The organism is Corynebacterium urinipleomorphum, assembly GCF_900155535.1.
GTDB classification, from domain to species: domain Bacteria; phylum Actinomycetota; class Actinomycetes; order Mycobacteriales; family Mycobacteriaceae; genus Corynebacterium; species Corynebacterium urinipleomorphum.
In genome coordinates this window covers 1-15235 of the sequence record NZ_LT706961.1, presented here as the reverse complement: position 1 = coordinate 15235, position 15235 = coordinate 1, and the positions used below count along the sequence as shown (strand labels likewise).

Below are 15235 nucleotides of genomic sequence, written 5' to 3'. Positions count from 1 at the left end.
AACTGAAGGAGTTAGATATGTTCACCCGTTCACGTGAGGATGTTGAAACTGTCGAGTGGGGCGGCGGCACCTCCGAGCGCCTGCTCACCGCTAAGGACAACATGGGCTACGCCGTGGCGCACACCGTTGTCCGCGCTGGTACCGAGTCCAAACTGCAGTACCGCAACCACCTCGAGGCCTGCTACTGCATCGGCGGCTCCGGCGAGGTCGAGGACACCGAGGGCAACGTGTACCCGATCACCCCGGGCACCATCTACGTGCTCGACGAGCACGATGCCCACTACCTGCGCGGCGGTAAGGACGAGGACCTGATTCTGGTCTCCGTGTTCAACCCGGCGATCACCGGCGACGAGAAGCACTCGCTGTCCGAGGACGGATTCAGCAGCTACTAAGCTCTGTAGGTTATGACTGAACAGCGTATTCGTCGCGCCGTTCTGATCGTGGCGCTGCTGAATTTCGGCTATTTCTTTGTCGAGTTCGCTGCGGCCGTCGCGATCGGATCGGCGTCTCTCTTTGCTGACTCCGCGGACTTTCTCGAGGACACCGCGATCAACATGCTGGTGTTCTTCGCCGTGGCGTGGCCCGCTTCTCGACGCCGCGCGGCCGGCTCCGTCCTCGCCGCCCTGATCCTCATTCCCGCAATCGCCGCGATTGTGACGGTGGTGATGAAGATCATCAACCCGGAGCCGCCCTCACCAGAGGGTCTGACCGGTGTCGCACTCGGCGCGCTGGTGGTCAACGTGATCTGCGCCGTCATCCTGCTGCGCCTGCGCAATGAGGGATCATCGCTTGCGACCGGCGCCTGGCTGGCTGCACGCAATGATGCGTTGGCCAACATTCTCATCATCGTTGCTGGGCTGCTCACTTTCGTGTGGTCGACCGCATGGTTCGACATCATTGTCGGCGCGATCATCGCGGTCGTGAATCTTTCTGCCGCCAAGGAAGTGTGGGAAGAATCGCGCGAGGAGCACGACTCCGTCGAGGACGCGTTCGCCGATATGGATGAGTGCTGACTGGCCGCCAGGTCTTCCGTAAAACCCCAGGGACTCCGCAGTGCGGAGTCCTTTTCGCGTGTCTGGGGGCGTTGAGGTGCGGTTGTGTCGCGCCAGCCGGCGCATGTGAGCGCCTCGCAAAACCGCAGGAACTCCGCAGTGCGGAGTGGGCCGTTCGCGGCGTCGATGAGCGCTTTGCAAAACCGCAGGGACTCCGCAGTGCGGAGTATGCGACCAGGCATGTTCGAAAGAATGAGCGAGTGTGTCTGGGCCGTTTTGTATGGTTCATGCATCGAATCAAACAACGGCTTGAGGGGGAGAAATGGCAGTTTTAGAAATGGAAGAAGAACTCAATCTGGTCATCTTGGCGGAAGATATAGTCGCCGAATACGTGTCGCTGATGCGTTCGAAAGCGAGATTTCTGAAGATGATCGCCGAGTTTGACCGGCGGAACCTCGCGGAAGAATGCGGTGCTTCGAGCACGGCGACGTGGATGATTCGGCGGCTGGGGATGTCCGAATCGACTGCTCATGAACACGTCCATGTCGCGCGCCAGTTAGAGAATTTTCCGTACCTGTCAGAGATGTTCGAGGCCGGGAACCTCAGTTACTCGGCCCTGCGATTGCTGCTCAAGTACCTCACCCCGGAGAACGAGGTTGAGCTGGTGGAAATGGGCATGCAGTTGGGGTACGCCGGTCTCGAATCTGCCTTGGCAGGGCGGGAGAAAGCCGGTGAGGAAAACGGGATCAAGGACTGTTACCTGAGGGTGAAGAAAGACGAGGAGGGCTACCTGAAATTCTGGGCCCGACTCAACCCGGTGGATGGGGAGAGCTTCTGTGCAGCACTAAAGATCGGGCATCTGGCGTTCGCCGCCACGGAAGACGAGTTGGCTGAGCTCGCCGGTGAAGACGGCATCGTTGATGAGGCCAAGTTGACCGCGCTCATGCAGTCGAAGGAGGAAATAGAAGAGAAACGGCAGGCCAGGAAGGATGTCTCGGGCTTCGGCTTGCCGACGGGACGTGCGATGGTCCACTCGCTGATGGGCATGGTCAATATGGTCAGATCGAAACCGAAAAGCACATTGCGCGCGCCGGGAGCGCAGGTGGCCGTGATGATGACTGTGGACGGCCGGGCCTATCTGCCTAACAACGCTGGGGCTGCATCGAAGGGGTTGGAGAACCTCGTTGCTAACGCTCTGGTCCGCCTCGACACCGTGGATAACCGCGGCATGATCATCAACGCGGGACGCTCATCCCGGCTTGCCACTGACGGCCAGATCCGGTCCTTGTTGGCCATGTGGGGCGGCCAGTGTGCGATGCCGGGGTGTACCCACACCCGGTTCATGGAGTTCCATCACATGGAGGAATGGGCGAACGGTGGTCTGACGGACATGGACAACCTGATTCCGCTGTGCTCCGCGTGCCATTCGCTCGTCACCGAAGGCTACGCCCAGGTCACACGGCAGGGCAATGAGATCGTGTTCGACTTCGGCGACGGCAGCCGATACGTCTCTTACAACCACTCGCTGCCGGTGCGCAACGACGACTACGAGGTACGGAAGGTGGAAGACCGCGGATGGTCCGACAACTTCGCCAGTTAGTTGCGGCCGCGGTCGAAGCCGTGCACAACGCGCTCAACATAGTCGCGCGGATCGTCGGCATTCATGATCCCGCGGACGATGGCCACGCCGTCGACGCCGGTGCGGGCGAGATTCTCGGTGTCGTCGACAGTGACATCGCCGATGGCGACGACGGGGAGTTGCGAGGCCTCGACGAGTGCGGGATAGCCCTCCAGCCCCAGGGGAGTGCGGCCGGAATTCTTCGTGGGCGTGTCGCGGAACGGGCCGGCACCGATGTAGTCGAGGACATCGGCATAGTCGTTGGCTGCTTCAACCAGCTCCAAAGTGCCGGTAGTCAGGCCGATGATTGCGTCAGGGCCGAGAAGATTGCGGGCGACGCGCGGGTTCAAGTCGTCCTGGCCAATGTGCACACCGGCGACGCCGTGGGGTTTGAGGGCGAGGGCGACGTCGACGCGGTCGTCGATAAGCACACGCGTGTCGGGGTTGACTTCGTGCACAGCGGTGACAACGGACAGGCCCAAGTCGTACAGGTCGCGCGCGCTAATCGGTTTACTGCGCACCTGGATGATGCCAGCGCCTCCTTGGGCGGCGGCGCGTGCAGTTTCGACGATGATGTCGGGTTCGCCAGCGCCGGTGACGAAGTAGCAGCGGAGATCCAAATCAGTCATTGCGCAGCGCCTCAATTAACTCGTCCTTGGTCATGTCGGAACGGCCCTGAATGTCTAGCTCCTGGGCGCGAGAGTAGAGCTCGTCTCGGGTCCAATCGTCGTAGGAACCGGATTCGCCGCCTTTCTCGCCGATCTTCTCGCGGGAGGTTTTCGCGGCGGCGTTGGCGATGGCGGCAGCCTTCGATTTGGAGTTGCCTTCTTCGCGCAGGCGTTCGTAGAGCTCGCCATCCTTCACCGACGCTCCGCCGGGAGTGTTTTCTGGATGCTGATCCTTGGCCATGTGCGCCATTGTAGAGATACCGGGCTGGGGTACGGTTTGTCTATTGATATCCACTGGGGAGAAAGGGATGCCCTTATGAAGCTCCGTGCTCTTGCCGCTGCCGCTTTGGCGGCGCTGACGTTGGTTGCCGCGCCGCAAGCGCAGGCTCAAACCGACCCGAACTACCAGTGGCGCACGGATCCGGCTTCCAAGGTGCTGGCGGGCAAGCCGTTCGCGGACGGCGTGTTGCACCGCGTGCCGGGATCGTGGTTTGACGCGCAGCGGGCGAATCCGGCTGCGAAGAGCGCTGCGGCGCGGGGACGCGCTTTGCTCGGTGCGGGCGCTCCGATCTACGTCGGTATGTACGGCATGTGCACTGTCGCGGCGGTTGGTACGGATGGCTCCGGGCGCAAGGTGGCTCTCACTGCTGGGCACTGCGGAAACGTGGGTGATCCAGTCGTGGCCGCTGATTCGTTCGCGGCGGGTCCGATCGGTCGGATTGCGCGAAAGAACGGTGCGCTGGACTACGCGGTGGTCGAGCTCGGGCCGCGGGCGGATCTGACCGCAAGCTACAACGGCACCACGATCCGGTCCACGGGCGGCGCAACGCGGACGGGCGACACCCTGTGCAAGAACGGATACGCCACGGGCGTGACGTGCGGTATGACGTGGACTGCAGATGGGGTGCGCAACCAATCGCAGGTGTGCGCGATGGCGGGGGATTCCGGCGCACCCGTGTACTCCGGCACGCGGCTTGTGGGCATGATCAACGGCAGCTCGATCCCGCAGTTCGCTAACCTCGCGTGCTCGACGCCGCTGCAGGGGCCGATTCACGCGCCGACTGTGTCGACGAATATCGACACGATCATCCGCGACCTGAACGCCGCGCCGGGCGTGGGCAACGGCTTCCGGTTGGCGCGCTAATTAGCTCAGGCGGCTGAGTACCTCGTCGTGCAGCAGACCGTTGGTGGCCACAGCATCGCCGCCGTGGGGGCCGTCCTCGCCCGCGAGCGAGGTGAACCGGCCGCCAGCTTCACTTACTAGGACTGACAGCGCAGCCAGATCCCAGAGCGACACTTCGGGCTCGGCGGCGATATCCACCGCGCCCTCCGCGACCAGGCAGTAGGAGAAGAAGTCGCCGTAACCGCGGAGGCGCCAGGCATCGTCGGTGAGAGAAATGAGCTGGTCGCGCAAGCCACGGTCCCGCCAACCGGTCAAGGACGAGATGCTTATTGACGCATCCTGAAGCCCCTTCACCCCCGAGACTCCCAACCGGGTGACGCTGCCGTCGCCGAACGTGCGCCACGCGCCTGCCCCCTCGCTGGCGTACCAGCGGCGGGCGAGTGCTGGGGCGCTCACAACGCCGACGACGGGTTTGCCGTCCTCGAGCAGGGAGATCAGTGTGGCCCAAACCGGCACGCCGCGCACGTAGTTCTTCGTGCCGTCGATCGGGTCGATGACCCACTGGCGTCCGGAAAACTGCACGTCGCCGCCGAACTCTTCGCCGAGGACGGCGTCGGCGGGGCGGGTGGTTCCCAGCTTGTCACGTAGGGCACCCTCGACGGCGACGTCAGCGTCGGAGACGGGGGTCATGTCGGGCTTGGTGTCCACTTTGAGGTCGGCGGACTCGAAACGCTCCAAGGTGATGGCGTCGGCGAGGTCCGCGAGCTCGAGAGCGAGAGCGAGGTCGTCTGAGTAGTTAGCCATGCTGCTCAAGCTTAGCCAGCACCTCGTCGACGAGCTGGTGGTTTCCGGCGACGCACCACGTGACGCCGCCGGCATCAATCTTCACGGCCTTTCCACCGGCACCTTCGACGAGCGCCTTCCCGGGCAACCAGTCCCAGTCGGCCACGGAGTGCTGGAGCCAGCCGCCCATGCCGCCGGATGCGACTGTGGCCAAATCCACGGAGCCAGCCCCGAACATGCGGACGGTGGCGGCGCTGTTCGTCGCGTCCAGCCACGCGTTCCGGATTCCGTCATTCTTCATCGAGGTGGGGTGGAGGTAGGTGGCGAGGGCAAGGTGGGAAAGTGGGGCGTCGATAAGCTGCTCGAGCTGGCGGCCGTTGCGTTCCGCAACACCGTCGTGCGTGACCCACGTTGTGGCGAGCGCCGGGCGGTGAACAGCACTGACAACGATTCGTGCGGGGTTGCTGACTTCCCCTTCAACGAGTGCGAGTGCGGAGCAAAAGTAGTCGGAGCCGGACGCGAAGTTGTAGGTGCCGTCGACGGGGTCGATCACCCATGTTCGCCCGCTTGCGGAGGCCTTCGCGGCTCCCTCCTCGCCCAGGATCCCGTCGTCGGGGCGCAGTGCCTCGAGGGCTCCCGCGACGAACTCCTCGGCGGCCATGTCGGCGTTGGTGACCACATCGGACACAGAGGTTTTCCGGCCTGTCTTCAGACCTTCGTCGCGCATGGCCAGAGCCAAACCCCCGGCGGTTTCAACGAGAGCTTTGGCTAGCTCGGCGTCGGTGGCGTCGCGGTGGGAATCGATGAAAGCTGCGGTAGACACAACCGCCATTATTCCTGAATGTAGACATTTGAGCCGAGCTCGCGGAACTCCATCGCCATCTCGCGCTCGCCGCGACGGAAGTCGGTGCCTCCGGCGAAACTGGGGATACCCAGGTCGGCGATGAGCTTCTTGTTCTTGTCGTCGAGGGCTTCGTCGATCGCGTCGCCGAATTCGTCGCGGATGTCTTGGCTGATGCGCATGGAGCAGAACTTCGGGCCGCACATGGAGCAGAAGTGGGCGGTCTTAGCGGGCTCTGCCGGCAGCGTTTCGTCGTGGTATGCCTGCGCGGTCTCGGGGTCGAGGGAGAGCGCGAATTGGTCGTTCCAGCGGAACTCGAAGCGGGCCTTGCTCATCGCGTCGTCCCAGTCGCGTGCACCTGGATGGCCCTTCGCCACATCGGCGGCGTGGGCCGCGACTTTATATGTGATCACACCAGTCTTCACATCGTCCTTGTTTGGCAGGCCGAGGTGCTCCTTCGGGGTGACGTAGCAGAGCATCGCGGTGCCGCCCATGGCGATGTTGGCGGCGCCGATCGCAGAGGTGATGTGGTCGTAACCAGGAGCGATATCGGTGACCAGGGGGCCGAGGGTGTAGAACGGGGCGCCACCGCACCATTCTTCTTCCTTCTCGTTGTTCACCTGGATCATGTTCAGTGGGACGTGGCCGGGGCCCTCGATCATCACCTGGACATCGTGGTTCCAGGCGCGCTTGCACAGTTCGCCAATGGTTTTCAGCTCCGCGAACTGGGCGGCATCGTTGGCGTCGGCGACGGAGCCGGGGCGGAGGCCGTCGCCAAGCGAGAATGCGATGTCGTACTGCGCAAAGATTTCGCATAGCTCGTCGAAATTCTCGTAGAGGAACGACTCTTTGTGGTGCGCCAGGCACCAGCCGGCCATGATGGAGCCGCCGCGGGAAACGATGCCGGTGACGCGTTTCGACGTCAGCGGGATGTACGGCAGACGCACGCCCGCGTGGACCGTCATGTAGTCCACGCCCTGCTCGGCTTGCTCGATGACGGTGTCGCGGAAAATCTCCCAGGTCAGGTCCTCGGCGACCCCGTTCACTTTCTCCAGCGCCTGGTAGATCGGCACGGTGCCGATGGGCACGGGGGAGTTGCGCAGGATCCACTCGCGGGTGGTGTGGATGTCGTTGCCGGTGGACAGGTCCATGACGGTGTCCGCACCCCACCGGGTAGCCCAGCGCAGCTTATCCACCTCCTCGCGGATAGAGGAGGTGACGGCGGAGTTTCCGATATTCGCGTTGATCTTGGTCAAGAATGCGTTGCCGATGATCATCGGCTCGGACTCCGGGTGGTTGATGTTGTTCGGGATGATGGCGCGGCCAGCGGCGACCTCGTCGCGTACTTTCTCCGGGGTGCAGTGTTCGCGCAAGGCCACGAAACGCATCTCGGGTGTGATCTCGCCGCGGCGCGCGTAGGCCATCTGGGTGACGCGCTGACCGTTCTTTGCGCGCAGGGGTGCCCGCTTCGCCCCCCGCCATTCCTCGCTGGCGGCACCGCGCTTCATCGCGCGTGTGCCGTCGTCTTCCAAGTTGCGCTCGCGGCCCTCGTACTCCTCAACGTCCGCGCGGTCCTGAATCCATTTTGTGCGCAGGTCCGGCAGACCTTCCTCCGGTTCCGCCCACGGACCGCGGGTGCGGTAGACGCGGAACGGTTCATTCGGGCCGGTAGGAGAATCGTCGAGCTGGATCTGGGTTTCCGGAACCTCGAGCCCGTCTTGGACGATCGGTGCGTATGAGTGTTTCGGGTGGATTTCTGCAGCGTAAATATCGGCCATGAGCCGCTCCTTACTTCCTTCGCTGGTGCTAACCAGACAGGTTCAGACGGTGCTCGCACGGCTAGATGTGTCAGTGCGATCTCAGCCCGCTGCCGCGGGCGCCCGTGTGGGTGCGTCTCACAGTGTAGGTGGTGCGACGGGCGTTGGAAGGGGATTGGGAAAGTCCACTAGACTGCGCACCTATGCAGCCAGAGACCAGCAACCGGATCCAGTCCCTCGACTCCACCTTGACCACGATCGAGTCGGTCATGGATTTGGACGAGATGGATTCGCGGGCACGTGAGCTGGAGCAGCAGGCAGCGGACCCGAGCTTGTGGGACGACCCCGACCACGCGCAGCAGGTGACCACGGAACTGTCCAACGTGCAGGCGCGGTTGCGCAAGGTCACGGGCCTGCGCCAGCGGCTCGACGACCTGCCGGTCATGTACGAGCTCGCGGAAGAAGAGGGCGACGCATCGCTTGCCGACGACGAATTGGCCGATCTGGAATCCCAGATCTCCTCGCTGGAGGTCACGACGATGCTGTCGGGTGAGTACGACGAGCGCGAGGCCGTAGTGAATATCCGCTCCGGTGCCGGCGGTGTCGACGCGGCGGATTGGGCGGAGATGCTCATGCGCATGTACACGCGGTGGGCGGAGAAGAGCGGCCACAAGGTGGATGTCTACGACATTTCCTATGCGGAGGAAGCCGGCATCAAGTCGGCAACCTTTGTCGTGCACGGCGAATACATGTACGGCCAGCTCTCTGTCGAGCAGGGCGCGCACCGTCTCGTGCGTATCTCGCCCTTCGACAACCAGGGGCGCCGCCAAACCTCGTTCGCCGAAGTGGAGGTCCTGCCGGTGGTGGAACAGACCGATCACATCGACATTCCGGACTCCGAGATCCGCGTCGATGTCTACCGCTCCTCGGGCCCGGGTGGCCAGTCCGTGAACACCACCGACTCCGCTGTACGCATCACCCACGAGCCCACTGGCATCGTGGTGACCTGCCAGAACGAGAAGTCCCAGATTCAAAACAAGGCATCTGCCATGAATGTCTTGCAGTCCAAGCTGCTGGAGCGCAAGCGCCAAGAGGAGAAGGCCGAACTGGACGCGCTCGGCGCCGGCGGCAACGCTAGCTGGGGCAACCAGATGCGCTCCTATGTCCTGCACCCGTACCAAATGGTGAAGGACCTGCGCACCAACTACGAGGTCGGTGACCCGCAGAAGGTGCTCGACGGCGACATCGACGGGTTCCTGGAATCCGGCATCCGGTGGCGGATGGCGGAGCAGCAGGAGTCCTAGCGCTCGGCCAAGAAGTGCTCCTTCGCCATTTCGCGGAGGCGCGGTTTATCCACTTTGCCCACGGGGTTGCGGGGTAGATCTTCCACTATCTGGATATGCACGGGCCACTTCACTTTGGCCAGCTGAGGCCGGATGTGGTCCATCAGCGCCGCGGTGTCCACCGATTCGGGCGCGGAATTGCTGATGTAGGCGACTGGCACTTCGCCGAGAACCTCGTGGGGGAGACCCACGACGGCTGATTCGACGACGGCGTCAGAGGTGTTGAGAGCGGCTTCGATTTCCGAGGGGTACAGGTTCTCGCCGCCGCGGATGATCATGTCCTTGATCCGGTCGACGAGGAAGAGGAACCCGTTCTCATCGAGGTACCCGACGTCACCGGTGTGCAACCACCCGTCAACGATCGTTTTCGCTGTTTCTTCTGGGCGGTTGAGATACCCGACCATGACGTTCTCCCCTTTGATTACCACTTCGCCGGACTCACCGGCTGGGAGGAACCCTCCCTCGCCGTCGCTGATGCGCACTTCCTGGTGGGGGAGAGCGCGGCCAACGGTGCCGGACGGAGGATCGTCATCGATCCGCACGGCGGTCGAGCCGACGGTTCCTTCGGTGAGGCCGTAGGCTCCCCGGATCTTCACTCCGTATTTGCTCTGGAATGCCTCGATAAGCTGAATCGATGCCGGCGCGGCTCCGCAGACGGCGTACCTGAGGCTGGAGAAGTCCACGCCTGAATCGGGCGGGAGTTGAAGCAGGTAGGCGAAGATCGCAGGCACGGCGGAGAAGTAAGTCGGGCGATATTCGGCTACCGCGTCGATGAATTCAATGGGATCGAAACGGTCGAGGATGGAGACGGAGCCGCCCCGGCTGTAGGGCGCGAGGAAGCTGACCAAAATGGCGTTGCTGTGGAACAGCGGCAACGGCATGAGAGCGTGGAAGCTGCTGTCCATCGAGAAAGCTTCGGAGATGCTTGTGACCATCGCGTTGACGTTCTTGTGGCTGAGAAGAACGCCCTTCGGCCGGCCTGTTGACCCCGATGTGTACACGATCAAGGCGATGTCTTCGGGCTGGGGGAAGTCGGGCAGCTCGCTGGAGATTGCCGCAGCGTTGTGGGCCGGATGTTCCGCGGACGTGGCAAGTTCCGCAAGCGGCAGGACGCGGGCACCAGGGAAGTACTTCTCTGGATCCCGTGCCGCGAATTCATTCGTGGTCACGACGACTTTCGCTCCCGAGTCCTCGATCTGGTAGGCCGATTCCGGCGGTGCGAATGTCGGGTTCATCGGCGTGACGGCGGCACGGATGCGCCATGCTGCGCACATGGTGGTGATGAGCTCGAGGCGGTTGGGCAGAAACGTCGCCACGACATCGCCAGCCTCCACTCCGAGCGAGCTCAGCTGGCGCGCGAGGATTTCAACTTCTTCAGCGAATTCTTGCCCCGTCAGACTGCGGAACGAGTCGCGCAGCCGGGTGCCGTCCACCTCGTCGTGGAGCGGGTGCCAGGGTTGGTAACTGTAGTCGGTCATTCAAGCCTCCCATATGTGACGTGAGTTACACACAGGGTAGATGCTTAGGCTTGGGAAAGTGGGGAATTCGCGGACCGTCTTTCACTACAGCAACCGCTGTAACTAGAGTGGCGCGTGTGATCACTTTCTCCAATGTGACAAAGGTCTACCCGACGTCGACGCGGCCGGCTCTCGACGACATCTCGCTGACCATCGACAACGGCGAGTTCGTCTTCCTGATCGGCCCGTCGGGCTCGGGCAAGTCGTCCTTTCTGGAACTGCTCATCCGCGAAGAGAACGTGACAAGCGGCGATATCCACTTCGACGACTTCCACGTCAACGCGCTGAAGGGCAAGGAGGTGAACAAGCTCCGCCAGTCCATCGGCTACGTCTTCCAGGATTTCCGTTTGCTGCCCAAGCTGAACGTGTACGACAACGTTGCGTTCGCGCTGGAAGTGATCGGAAAACCCAAAGCGAAGATCAAGAAGCTGGTTCCGGAGGCGCTGGAGATCGTCGGGCTGGACGCTAAGGCGAACCGTATGCCGAACGAGCTGTCCGGCGGCGAGCAGCAGCGCGTGGCCATCGCCCGCGCATTCGTGGACCGTCCGCATCTTCTGCTTGCCGACGAACCCACGGGCAACCTCGACCCCTCCACCGCCGACGACATCATGGCGCTGCTTGCCCGCATCAACCGCATGGGCACGACCGTGATCATGTCCACCCACAACGCGCGTGCCGTCAACGACATGCGCCAACGGGTCATTGAGCTTCACCTGGGCAAACTCGTCCGCGACGAGAGCCACGGTGTGTACGGAACGATGGGGGCTTAAAACATGAACTGGAACTTCATTTTCCGCGAAGGATTCCGCGGTTTGGGCCGGAACCTCACTATGACGATCGCGCTGATCATCACCACGGCGCTCTCGCTCGCCCTCGTCGGCGCGGGCGTGCTCATGTCGAAAGTGACCAGCGACACCAAGGAGCTCTACCTCGACCGCGTGGAGGTCATGGTGGAGCTGGACGAGAAGATCTCGGAGGGGGACAAGGATTGTTCGTCGACAAGCTGCGCTGAAGTGCGCGACAAGCTGCAGGCGGATGACCGCGTCGAATCCGTGACCTTCCGCAACCGCGAGCAGTCCTACGAGCGCTTCGTGGAGCTGTTCAAGGAATCTGACCCTGTGCTGGTGCAGGAGACCTCGAAGGATTCGATGCCGGCGGCGCTGCATGTGCGGTTGGAGGATCCGACGAACACCGAGCCGATTGACGCTGTGCGTGACATGCCGCAGGTCACCTACGTCGCCGACCAAGCGAGCGACGTCCGGGGCGTGGCCGATTCGTTGGACTCGTTCCGTAACGCGACGTTCCTCATCGCTGCCGCGCAGGCTCTGGCTGCCGCGTTCCTCATCGCGAACATGGTGCAGCTCGCCGCGTACAGCCGCCGCGAAGAAATCGGAATCATGCGAATGGTGGGTGCGACCCGCTGGTTCACGCAGGCCCCGTTCATTCTCGAGGCCTTGATTTCCGTGCTCATCGGCGCCGTTATTTCCACCATCGGCGTGTGGCTGATCAAGTCCCAGATCGTCGACCCGATGCTGTCGGGCGTGTACGAGAACCTGCTCATAGCCAAGCTTCCGGATAGTGCTGTGTGGACTGTCATGCCGCTTATCGGCCTCGTCGCGCTTGTTGCATCGGGCCTGGTCGCTCAGGTAGCGTTGCGCTCTTACGTGCGAAAGTAGGAGGTCACATCATGGCGAAGAAAAAGAAGAAGGACGGCCCGGGCGTCATCGCGTCCAACCGCAAAGCTCGCCATGACTACACCATCCTGGATACGTACGAGGCGGGAGTTGTCCTGCAGGGAACGGAAATCAAGTCCCTGCGGGACGGCAAGGCGTCGCTCGTCGAGGCGTACGCGACTATCGACGACGGGGAGGTCTGGCTCCGCAACCTCCACATCCCCGAATACTCCATGGGTTCGTGGACGAACCACTCGCCGCGCCGCACCCGCAAACTGCTCCTGCACCGCCGCGAGATCGACACCCTCGAAGGCAAGGTCCGCGACGGCAACCGCACCCTCGTGCCGCTGAAGCTCTACCTCAAAGACGGCCGCGTCAAAGTGGAACTCGGGCTCGCTCAGGGTAAGCAGGACTATGATCGCCGCCAGGACATCAAGAAACGCACCGAGGACCGAGAGATCGCACGCGACCTCGGCCGTAAATTCAAGGGGATCAAGGCGTGAAAACTGCGCTGATCACAGGAGCTTCCCGCGGCATCGGCCGCGCAATTGCGGAGGAATTGGGCAAAGACCACCACATCATCGCGGGCGCGACCTCGGATGCGTCGGGGATCGTCGATAAGCTGCCGAGCGCCGAGCCGTTCGAGGTCGACTTGTCCGACACGGACGCGATTGTCGCCGCCGCGCGCAAGATCCAGGACGTGGACATTCTGATCCACGCCGCGGGTGTGCTGCACAAGGCGCCCTTCGGCGAGCTCGATGCGCAGCAGTGGCGCGAGACCATGGACATCAACGTGCTCGCACCCGTCACCCTCACGCGCGAGCTTTTGCCCGCTTTACGACGTTCCCGTGGCCTCATCATCACCATCAACTCCGGTGCCGGCTTCCACGGTGTGGAGGAAAACACCGCGTACTGCGCCTCCAAGTTCGCGCTGCGAGGCTTCACCGATGCTCTCCGTCTGGAGGAGAAGGGGCAGGTCCGCGTGACCTCCATTCACCCGGGCCGCACGGACACCGATATGCTCGCCGACCCCAAGCACGGCGACCGTCCGAAGATGCACCCGGACAACGTCGCCCGGGCCGTCCGTCTCGCGGTGGATGCCGGCCCCGATGCCGTCGTGGAATTCCTGCGAGTCGCACCTGCTTGACGCCCGCGCGTGAACGGCGCTACAGTAGTTTCTCCTGCGGTTGTAACGCATGTTCCCGCCGCAGGAAGCGAAGGGGATGATTTTGGTTTCGACTTCGCTGACTAAACCAGGGGAAGCGTGCCGGTGCAGGCTGGAGACCACCGATTTAAGCGTCGCAGCACTTTATAAACGCAGAGAAGAACTCTCAGCGTGACTACGCCCTCGCTGCCTAAGTAGCGACTTGCGTGTCTGTCAGGCCGGGCTTGCTCCCGTCCCGGATCCTGGCATCGACTAGGGAGCTTGCCCTCCCGCCGTGTCAGTGAGGCGACTGGAGGGGACTCTTTTCACTGACTGGGCCCGTCATCCGGACATGTTCGCCTGATCCGGAGGGCCGAGCAGAGATTCTGTGCGAACTGCGCACGGAGAAGCCCTGGTGCAGTGGCGAAGGACCCGGGTTCAATTCCCGGCATCTCCACTAACGGTGAAACCGCTGGTCAGTAATGATCAGCGGTTTTTCTTTTTGCGCTAGTATTCGGAGCCGATGAGAAGTGGAAGAATCACGGCGGCCGCGATCGCCGTTGCGGGGCTAGCTACTGCGTGCGCCCCGACTGAGCAAGCAGCGGTTGATGGGGTTACCGGGACCGCAGTAGTGACTCACGGAACGATTGACATCGACGACAACGAAGGCGTGAAAACGGTTCCTTTTGCTCCGGAGCGAGTTGCTGCGCTCGACGACCGGGCACGCGAGCTGCTTGCAGCTCTAGGCGTTGAGCCGCAGAGTCCGGACAGTTCCGCCGATCTCATGGTCGCCACTACTGCTGAAGGCTCCTCCGGACATCGCCCCGAAGGAGCATACGTAGATCTGTCCCCGCGGGAGGGGATCCCCCTTGACTGGGAGATGGTGAGGCAAGTGCAGGTCCTCGGGCAAATTCTGGGAACCGAAGAGGAAGCGGCGCGCCTGGATGACCAGTTCTCGGAAGCCCGGGAGCGCGCTTTGGAAGCGCGGGAAAAGGCGTGGACATTTGCTGCAGTGACTGCTGATCAGCCTGAGTTGACGGTGCAGCCGCCCACCGGGGATGCGCTGTGGGAACCGGTGTTCACCATGCTCGAACTGAAGCCCGCCCTTACACCTGACAAAGCGGTTGATGTCCAGTCCCTCAGGGAAGTACAGCCGACTTTTCTCCTAGTGTCGGAGCATGGAATCGAACCAGGCGACGCCGCTTACGTAGCCCCGATGCGATGGTTAGCTACGGAACCGGAATTTGATGAACTGAAAGCGGTGCAGAAGGGAAATGTATACGTTCCGCCGCTAAATACCCAGGACAACGCGTCAATCGTGACCTACACGAAGATATTCAATGAGCTGGCAGACCAATGGTCTGCACTTGATTAACGCTTGCGCAAAGACAAATATTTGTGCAGGTCAAGGGCTGCATTTGCGTTGTTCATGTACTTAGGGTTAATGTTTCCAAACGTCGCCGAGAGACGTTAAGAGCCGGTTAACGGTTCTGAACAGAAGGTGGCGGCGAGAAAAAATAGATATTGCGGCGGAGTTGACACGAAATGTCAACGCGATGTAATGTCGAACAAGTCGCTTCAGAGAGATCGCGGAAACGAGATCTTGAAGAGTGTGCGTGTGTTGTGTGAGAACTCGATAGTGTGCCAATGATTTTTTGTTTGGTTGGTTTGTGTGACTGTTTGCGCATCTTTTTTGTGGTGTGTGCTGGTCGAATGACATCTGAACCATTGATGGGGTGTTGTTTGTCTGGTTGGTTGCATGGCTGATTGGATTTT

The 15235-nt window shown here is 62.0% G+C and carries 16 protein-coding genes and 1 other RNA gene; 11 read left to right on the top strand and 6 right to left on the bottom strand.

Translation table 11 applies throughout. The annotated features are described in order from the left end of the window. The first annotated feature begins 17 nt into the window (after positions 1-17). From CZ338_RS00135 to CZ338_RS00125, 3 genes are all read left to right on the top strand, one after another. Complete coding sequence (locus tag CZ338_RS00135; RefSeq protein WP_087115984.1) at positions 18-392, top strand: ectoine synthase; 375 nt, start codon at positions 18-20, stop codon at positions 390-392. Between the two features lie 12 nt (positions 393-404). After that, on the top strand, positions 405-1013 hold the full coding sequence (locus tag CZ338_RS00130) for a cation transporter (RefSeq protein WP_087115982.1): 609 nt from the start codon (positions 405-407) through the stop codon (positions 1011-1013). A gap of 301 nt (positions 1014-1314) precedes the next feature. Beyond that, entirely contained in the window at positions 1315-2592 is a 1278-nt protein-coding gene (locus CZ338_RS00125) for an HNH endonuclease signature motif containing protein (protein WP_087115980.1), read from the top strand. On the opposite strand, the gene CZ338_RS00120 is transcribed toward CZ338_RS00125, so the two are convergent. Both CZ338_RS00120 and CZ338_RS00115 read right to left on the bottom strand, forming a co-directional pair. Beyond that, positions 2589-3239, bottom strand: a complete 651-nt coding sequence (locus CZ338_RS00120; protein ID WP_087115979.1) for a thiamine phosphate synthase — start codon at positions 3237-3239, stop codon at positions 2589-2591. The genes CZ338_RS00125 and CZ338_RS00120 overlap by 4 nt on opposite strands. Beyond that, entirely contained in the window at positions 3232-3519 is a 288-nt protein-coding gene (locus CZ338_RS00115; protein WP_087116147.1) for a DUF7218 family protein, read from the bottom strand. Before CZ338_RS00115 ends, CZ338_RS00120 begins: the two co-directional genes overlap by 8 nt. 75 nt (positions 3520-3594) lie before the next feature. Here CZ338_RS00115 and CZ338_RS00110 point away from each other — a divergent pair, with 75 nt between their 5' ends. After that, the gene (locus CZ338_RS00110) at positions 3595-4422 is read left to right on the top strand and encodes a S1 family peptidase (protein WP_087115977.1); all 828 of its coding nucleotides are present in this window, start codon (positions 3595-3597) and stop codon (positions 4420-4422) included. Here the strand turns inward: CZ338_RS00110 and hisN are convergent, their stop codons facing one another. The 3 genes from hisN to thiC are packed head-to-tail and all read right to left on the bottom strand — an operon-like array spanning position 4423 to position 7803. Then, positions 4423-5205 carry a histidinol-phosphatase gene (gene hisN, locus CZ338_RS00105; RefSeq protein ID WP_087115975.1) on the bottom strand — a complete coding sequence of 261 codons (783 nt, stop codon included), beginning with the start codon at positions 5203-5205 and terminating at the stop codon, positions 4423-4425. It lies immediately after the preceding gene. Continuing rightward, positions 5198-6016, bottom strand: coding sequence for an inositol monophosphatase family protein (locus tag CZ338_RS00100; protein WP_087115973.1), 819 nt, complete (start codon positions 6014-6016; stop codon positions 5198-5200). Before CZ338_RS00100 ends, hisN begins: the two co-directional genes overlap by 8 nt. Then, a complete protein-coding gene (gene thiC, locus CZ338_RS00095) occupies positions 6016-7803 on the bottom strand; it encodes a phosphomethylpyrimidine synthase ThiC (protein WP_087115971.1) in 1788 nt (595 codons plus the stop codon). The genes CZ338_RS00100 and thiC overlap by 1 nt, the downstream gene beginning before the upstream one ends. Positions 7804-7985: 182 nt before the next feature. Here thiC and prfB point away from each other — a divergent pair, with 182 nt between their 5' ends. After that, entirely contained in the window at positions 7986-9086 is a 1101-nt protein-coding gene (prfB, locus tag CZ338_RS00090; protein WP_087115969.1) for a peptide chain release factor 2, read from the top strand. On the opposite strand, the gene CZ338_RS00085 is transcribed toward prfB, so the two are convergent. After that, on the bottom strand, positions 9083-10603 hold the full coding sequence (locus CZ338_RS00085) for a class I adenylate-forming enzyme family protein (RefSeq protein WP_087115967.1): 1521 nt from the start codon (positions 10601-10603) through the stop codon (positions 9083-9085). The two genes, prfB and CZ338_RS00085, sit on opposite strands and share 4 nt — an antisense overlap. Before the next feature lie 116 nt (positions 10604-10719). Between CZ338_RS00085 and ftsE the strand changes: the two genes are divergently transcribed. The 6 genes from ftsE to CZ338_RS00055 all read left to right on the top strand — a co-directional run bounded on the left by ftsE (position 10720) and on the right by CZ338_RS00055 (position 14834). Further along, positions 10720-11412 (top strand): cell division ATP-binding protein FtsE, encoded by a 693-nt coding sequence (ftsE, locus tag CZ338_RS00080; RefSeq protein ID WP_087116145.1) that lies wholly within the window; start codon positions 10720-10722, stop codon positions 11410-11412. Positions 11413-11415: 3 nt separating this feature from the next. Continuing rightward, complete coding sequence (gene ftsX, locus CZ338_RS00075; protein WP_087115966.1) at positions 11416-12318, top strand: permease-like cell division protein FtsX; 903 nt, start codon at positions 11416-11418, stop codon at positions 12316-12318. Between the two features lie 11 nt (positions 12319-12329). Beyond that, on the top strand, positions 12330-12818 hold the full coding sequence (smpB, locus tag CZ338_RS00070; protein ID WP_087115964.1) for an SsrA-binding protein SmpB: 489 nt from the start codon (positions 12330-12332) through the stop codon (positions 12816-12818). Then, positions 12815-13462, top strand: a complete 648-nt coding sequence (locus tag CZ338_RS00065) for an SDR family oxidoreductase (protein WP_087115962.1) — start codon at positions 12815-12817, stop codon at positions 13460-13462. Before smpB ends, CZ338_RS00065 begins: the two co-directional genes overlap by 4 nt. A 72-nt stretch (positions 13463-13534) precedes the next feature. Then, positions 13535-13919: a transfer-messenger RNA gene (gene ssrA, locus CZ338_RS00060) on the top strand. 171 nt (positions 13920-14090) lie between these two features. Further along, positions 14091-14834, top strand: a complete 744-nt coding sequence (locus CZ338_RS00055) for a substrate-binding domain-containing protein (RefSeq protein ID WP_143341210.1) — start codon at positions 14091-14093, stop codon at positions 14832-14834. Positions 14835-15235: the final 401 nt, after the last annotated feature.

What these genes read in the sequence shown, in the direction of transcription:
- CZ338_RS00120 (WP_087115979.1), bottom strand. Translation starts at nt 3,239, where the DNA reads ATGACTGATTTGGATCTCCGCTGCTACTTCGTCACCGGCGCTGGCGAA.
- ftsX (WP_087115966.1), top strand. Translation starts at nt 11,416, where the DNA reads ATGAACTGGAACTTCATTTTCCGCGAAGGATTCCGCGGTTTGGGCCGG.
- CZ338_RS00135 (WP_087115984.1), top strand. Translation starts at nt 18, where the DNA reads ATGTTCACCCGTTCACGTGAGGATGTTGAAACTGTCGAGTGGGGCGGC.
- CZ338_RS00110 (WP_087115977.1), top strand. Translation starts at nt 3,595, where the DNA reads ATGAAGCTCCGTGCTCTTGCCGCTGCCGCTTTGGCGGCGCTGACGTTG.
- prfB (WP_087115969.1), top strand. Translation starts at nt 7,986, where the DNA reads ATGCAGCCAGAGACCAGCAACCGGATCCAGTCCCTCGACTCCACCTTG.
- hisN (WP_087115975.1), bottom strand. Translation starts at nt 5,205, where the DNA reads ATGGCTAACTACTCAGACGACCTCGCTCTCGCTCTCGAGCTCGCGGAC.
- CZ338_RS00085 (WP_087115967.1), bottom strand. Translation starts at nt 10,603, where the DNA reads ATGACCGACTACAGTTACCAACCCTGGCACCCGCTCCACGACGAGGTG.
- thiC (WP_087115971.1), bottom strand. Translation starts at nt 7,803, where the DNA reads ATGGCCGATATTTACGCTGCAGAAATCCACCCGAAACACTCATACGCA.
- CZ338_RS00130 (WP_087115982.1), top strand. Translation starts at nt 405, where the DNA reads ATGACTGAACAGCGTATTCGTCGCGCCGTTCTGATCGTGGCGCTGCTG.
- CZ338_RS00100 (WP_087115973.1), bottom strand. Translation starts at nt 6,016, where the DNA reads ATGGCGGTTGTGTCTACCGCAGCTTTCATCGATTCCCACCGCGACGCC.
- CZ338_RS00115 (WP_087116147.1), bottom strand. Translation starts at nt 3,519, where the DNA reads ATGGCCAAGGATCAGCATCCAGAAAACACTCCCGGCGGAGCGTCGGTG.
- CZ338_RS00125 (WP_087115980.1), top strand. Translation starts at nt 1,315, where the DNA reads ATGGCAGTTTTAGAAATGGAAGAAGAACTCAATCTGGTCATCTTGGCG.
- smpB (WP_087115964.1), top strand. Translation starts at nt 12,330, where the DNA reads ATGGCGAAGAAAAAGAAGAAGGACGGCCCGGGCGTCATCGCGTCCAAC.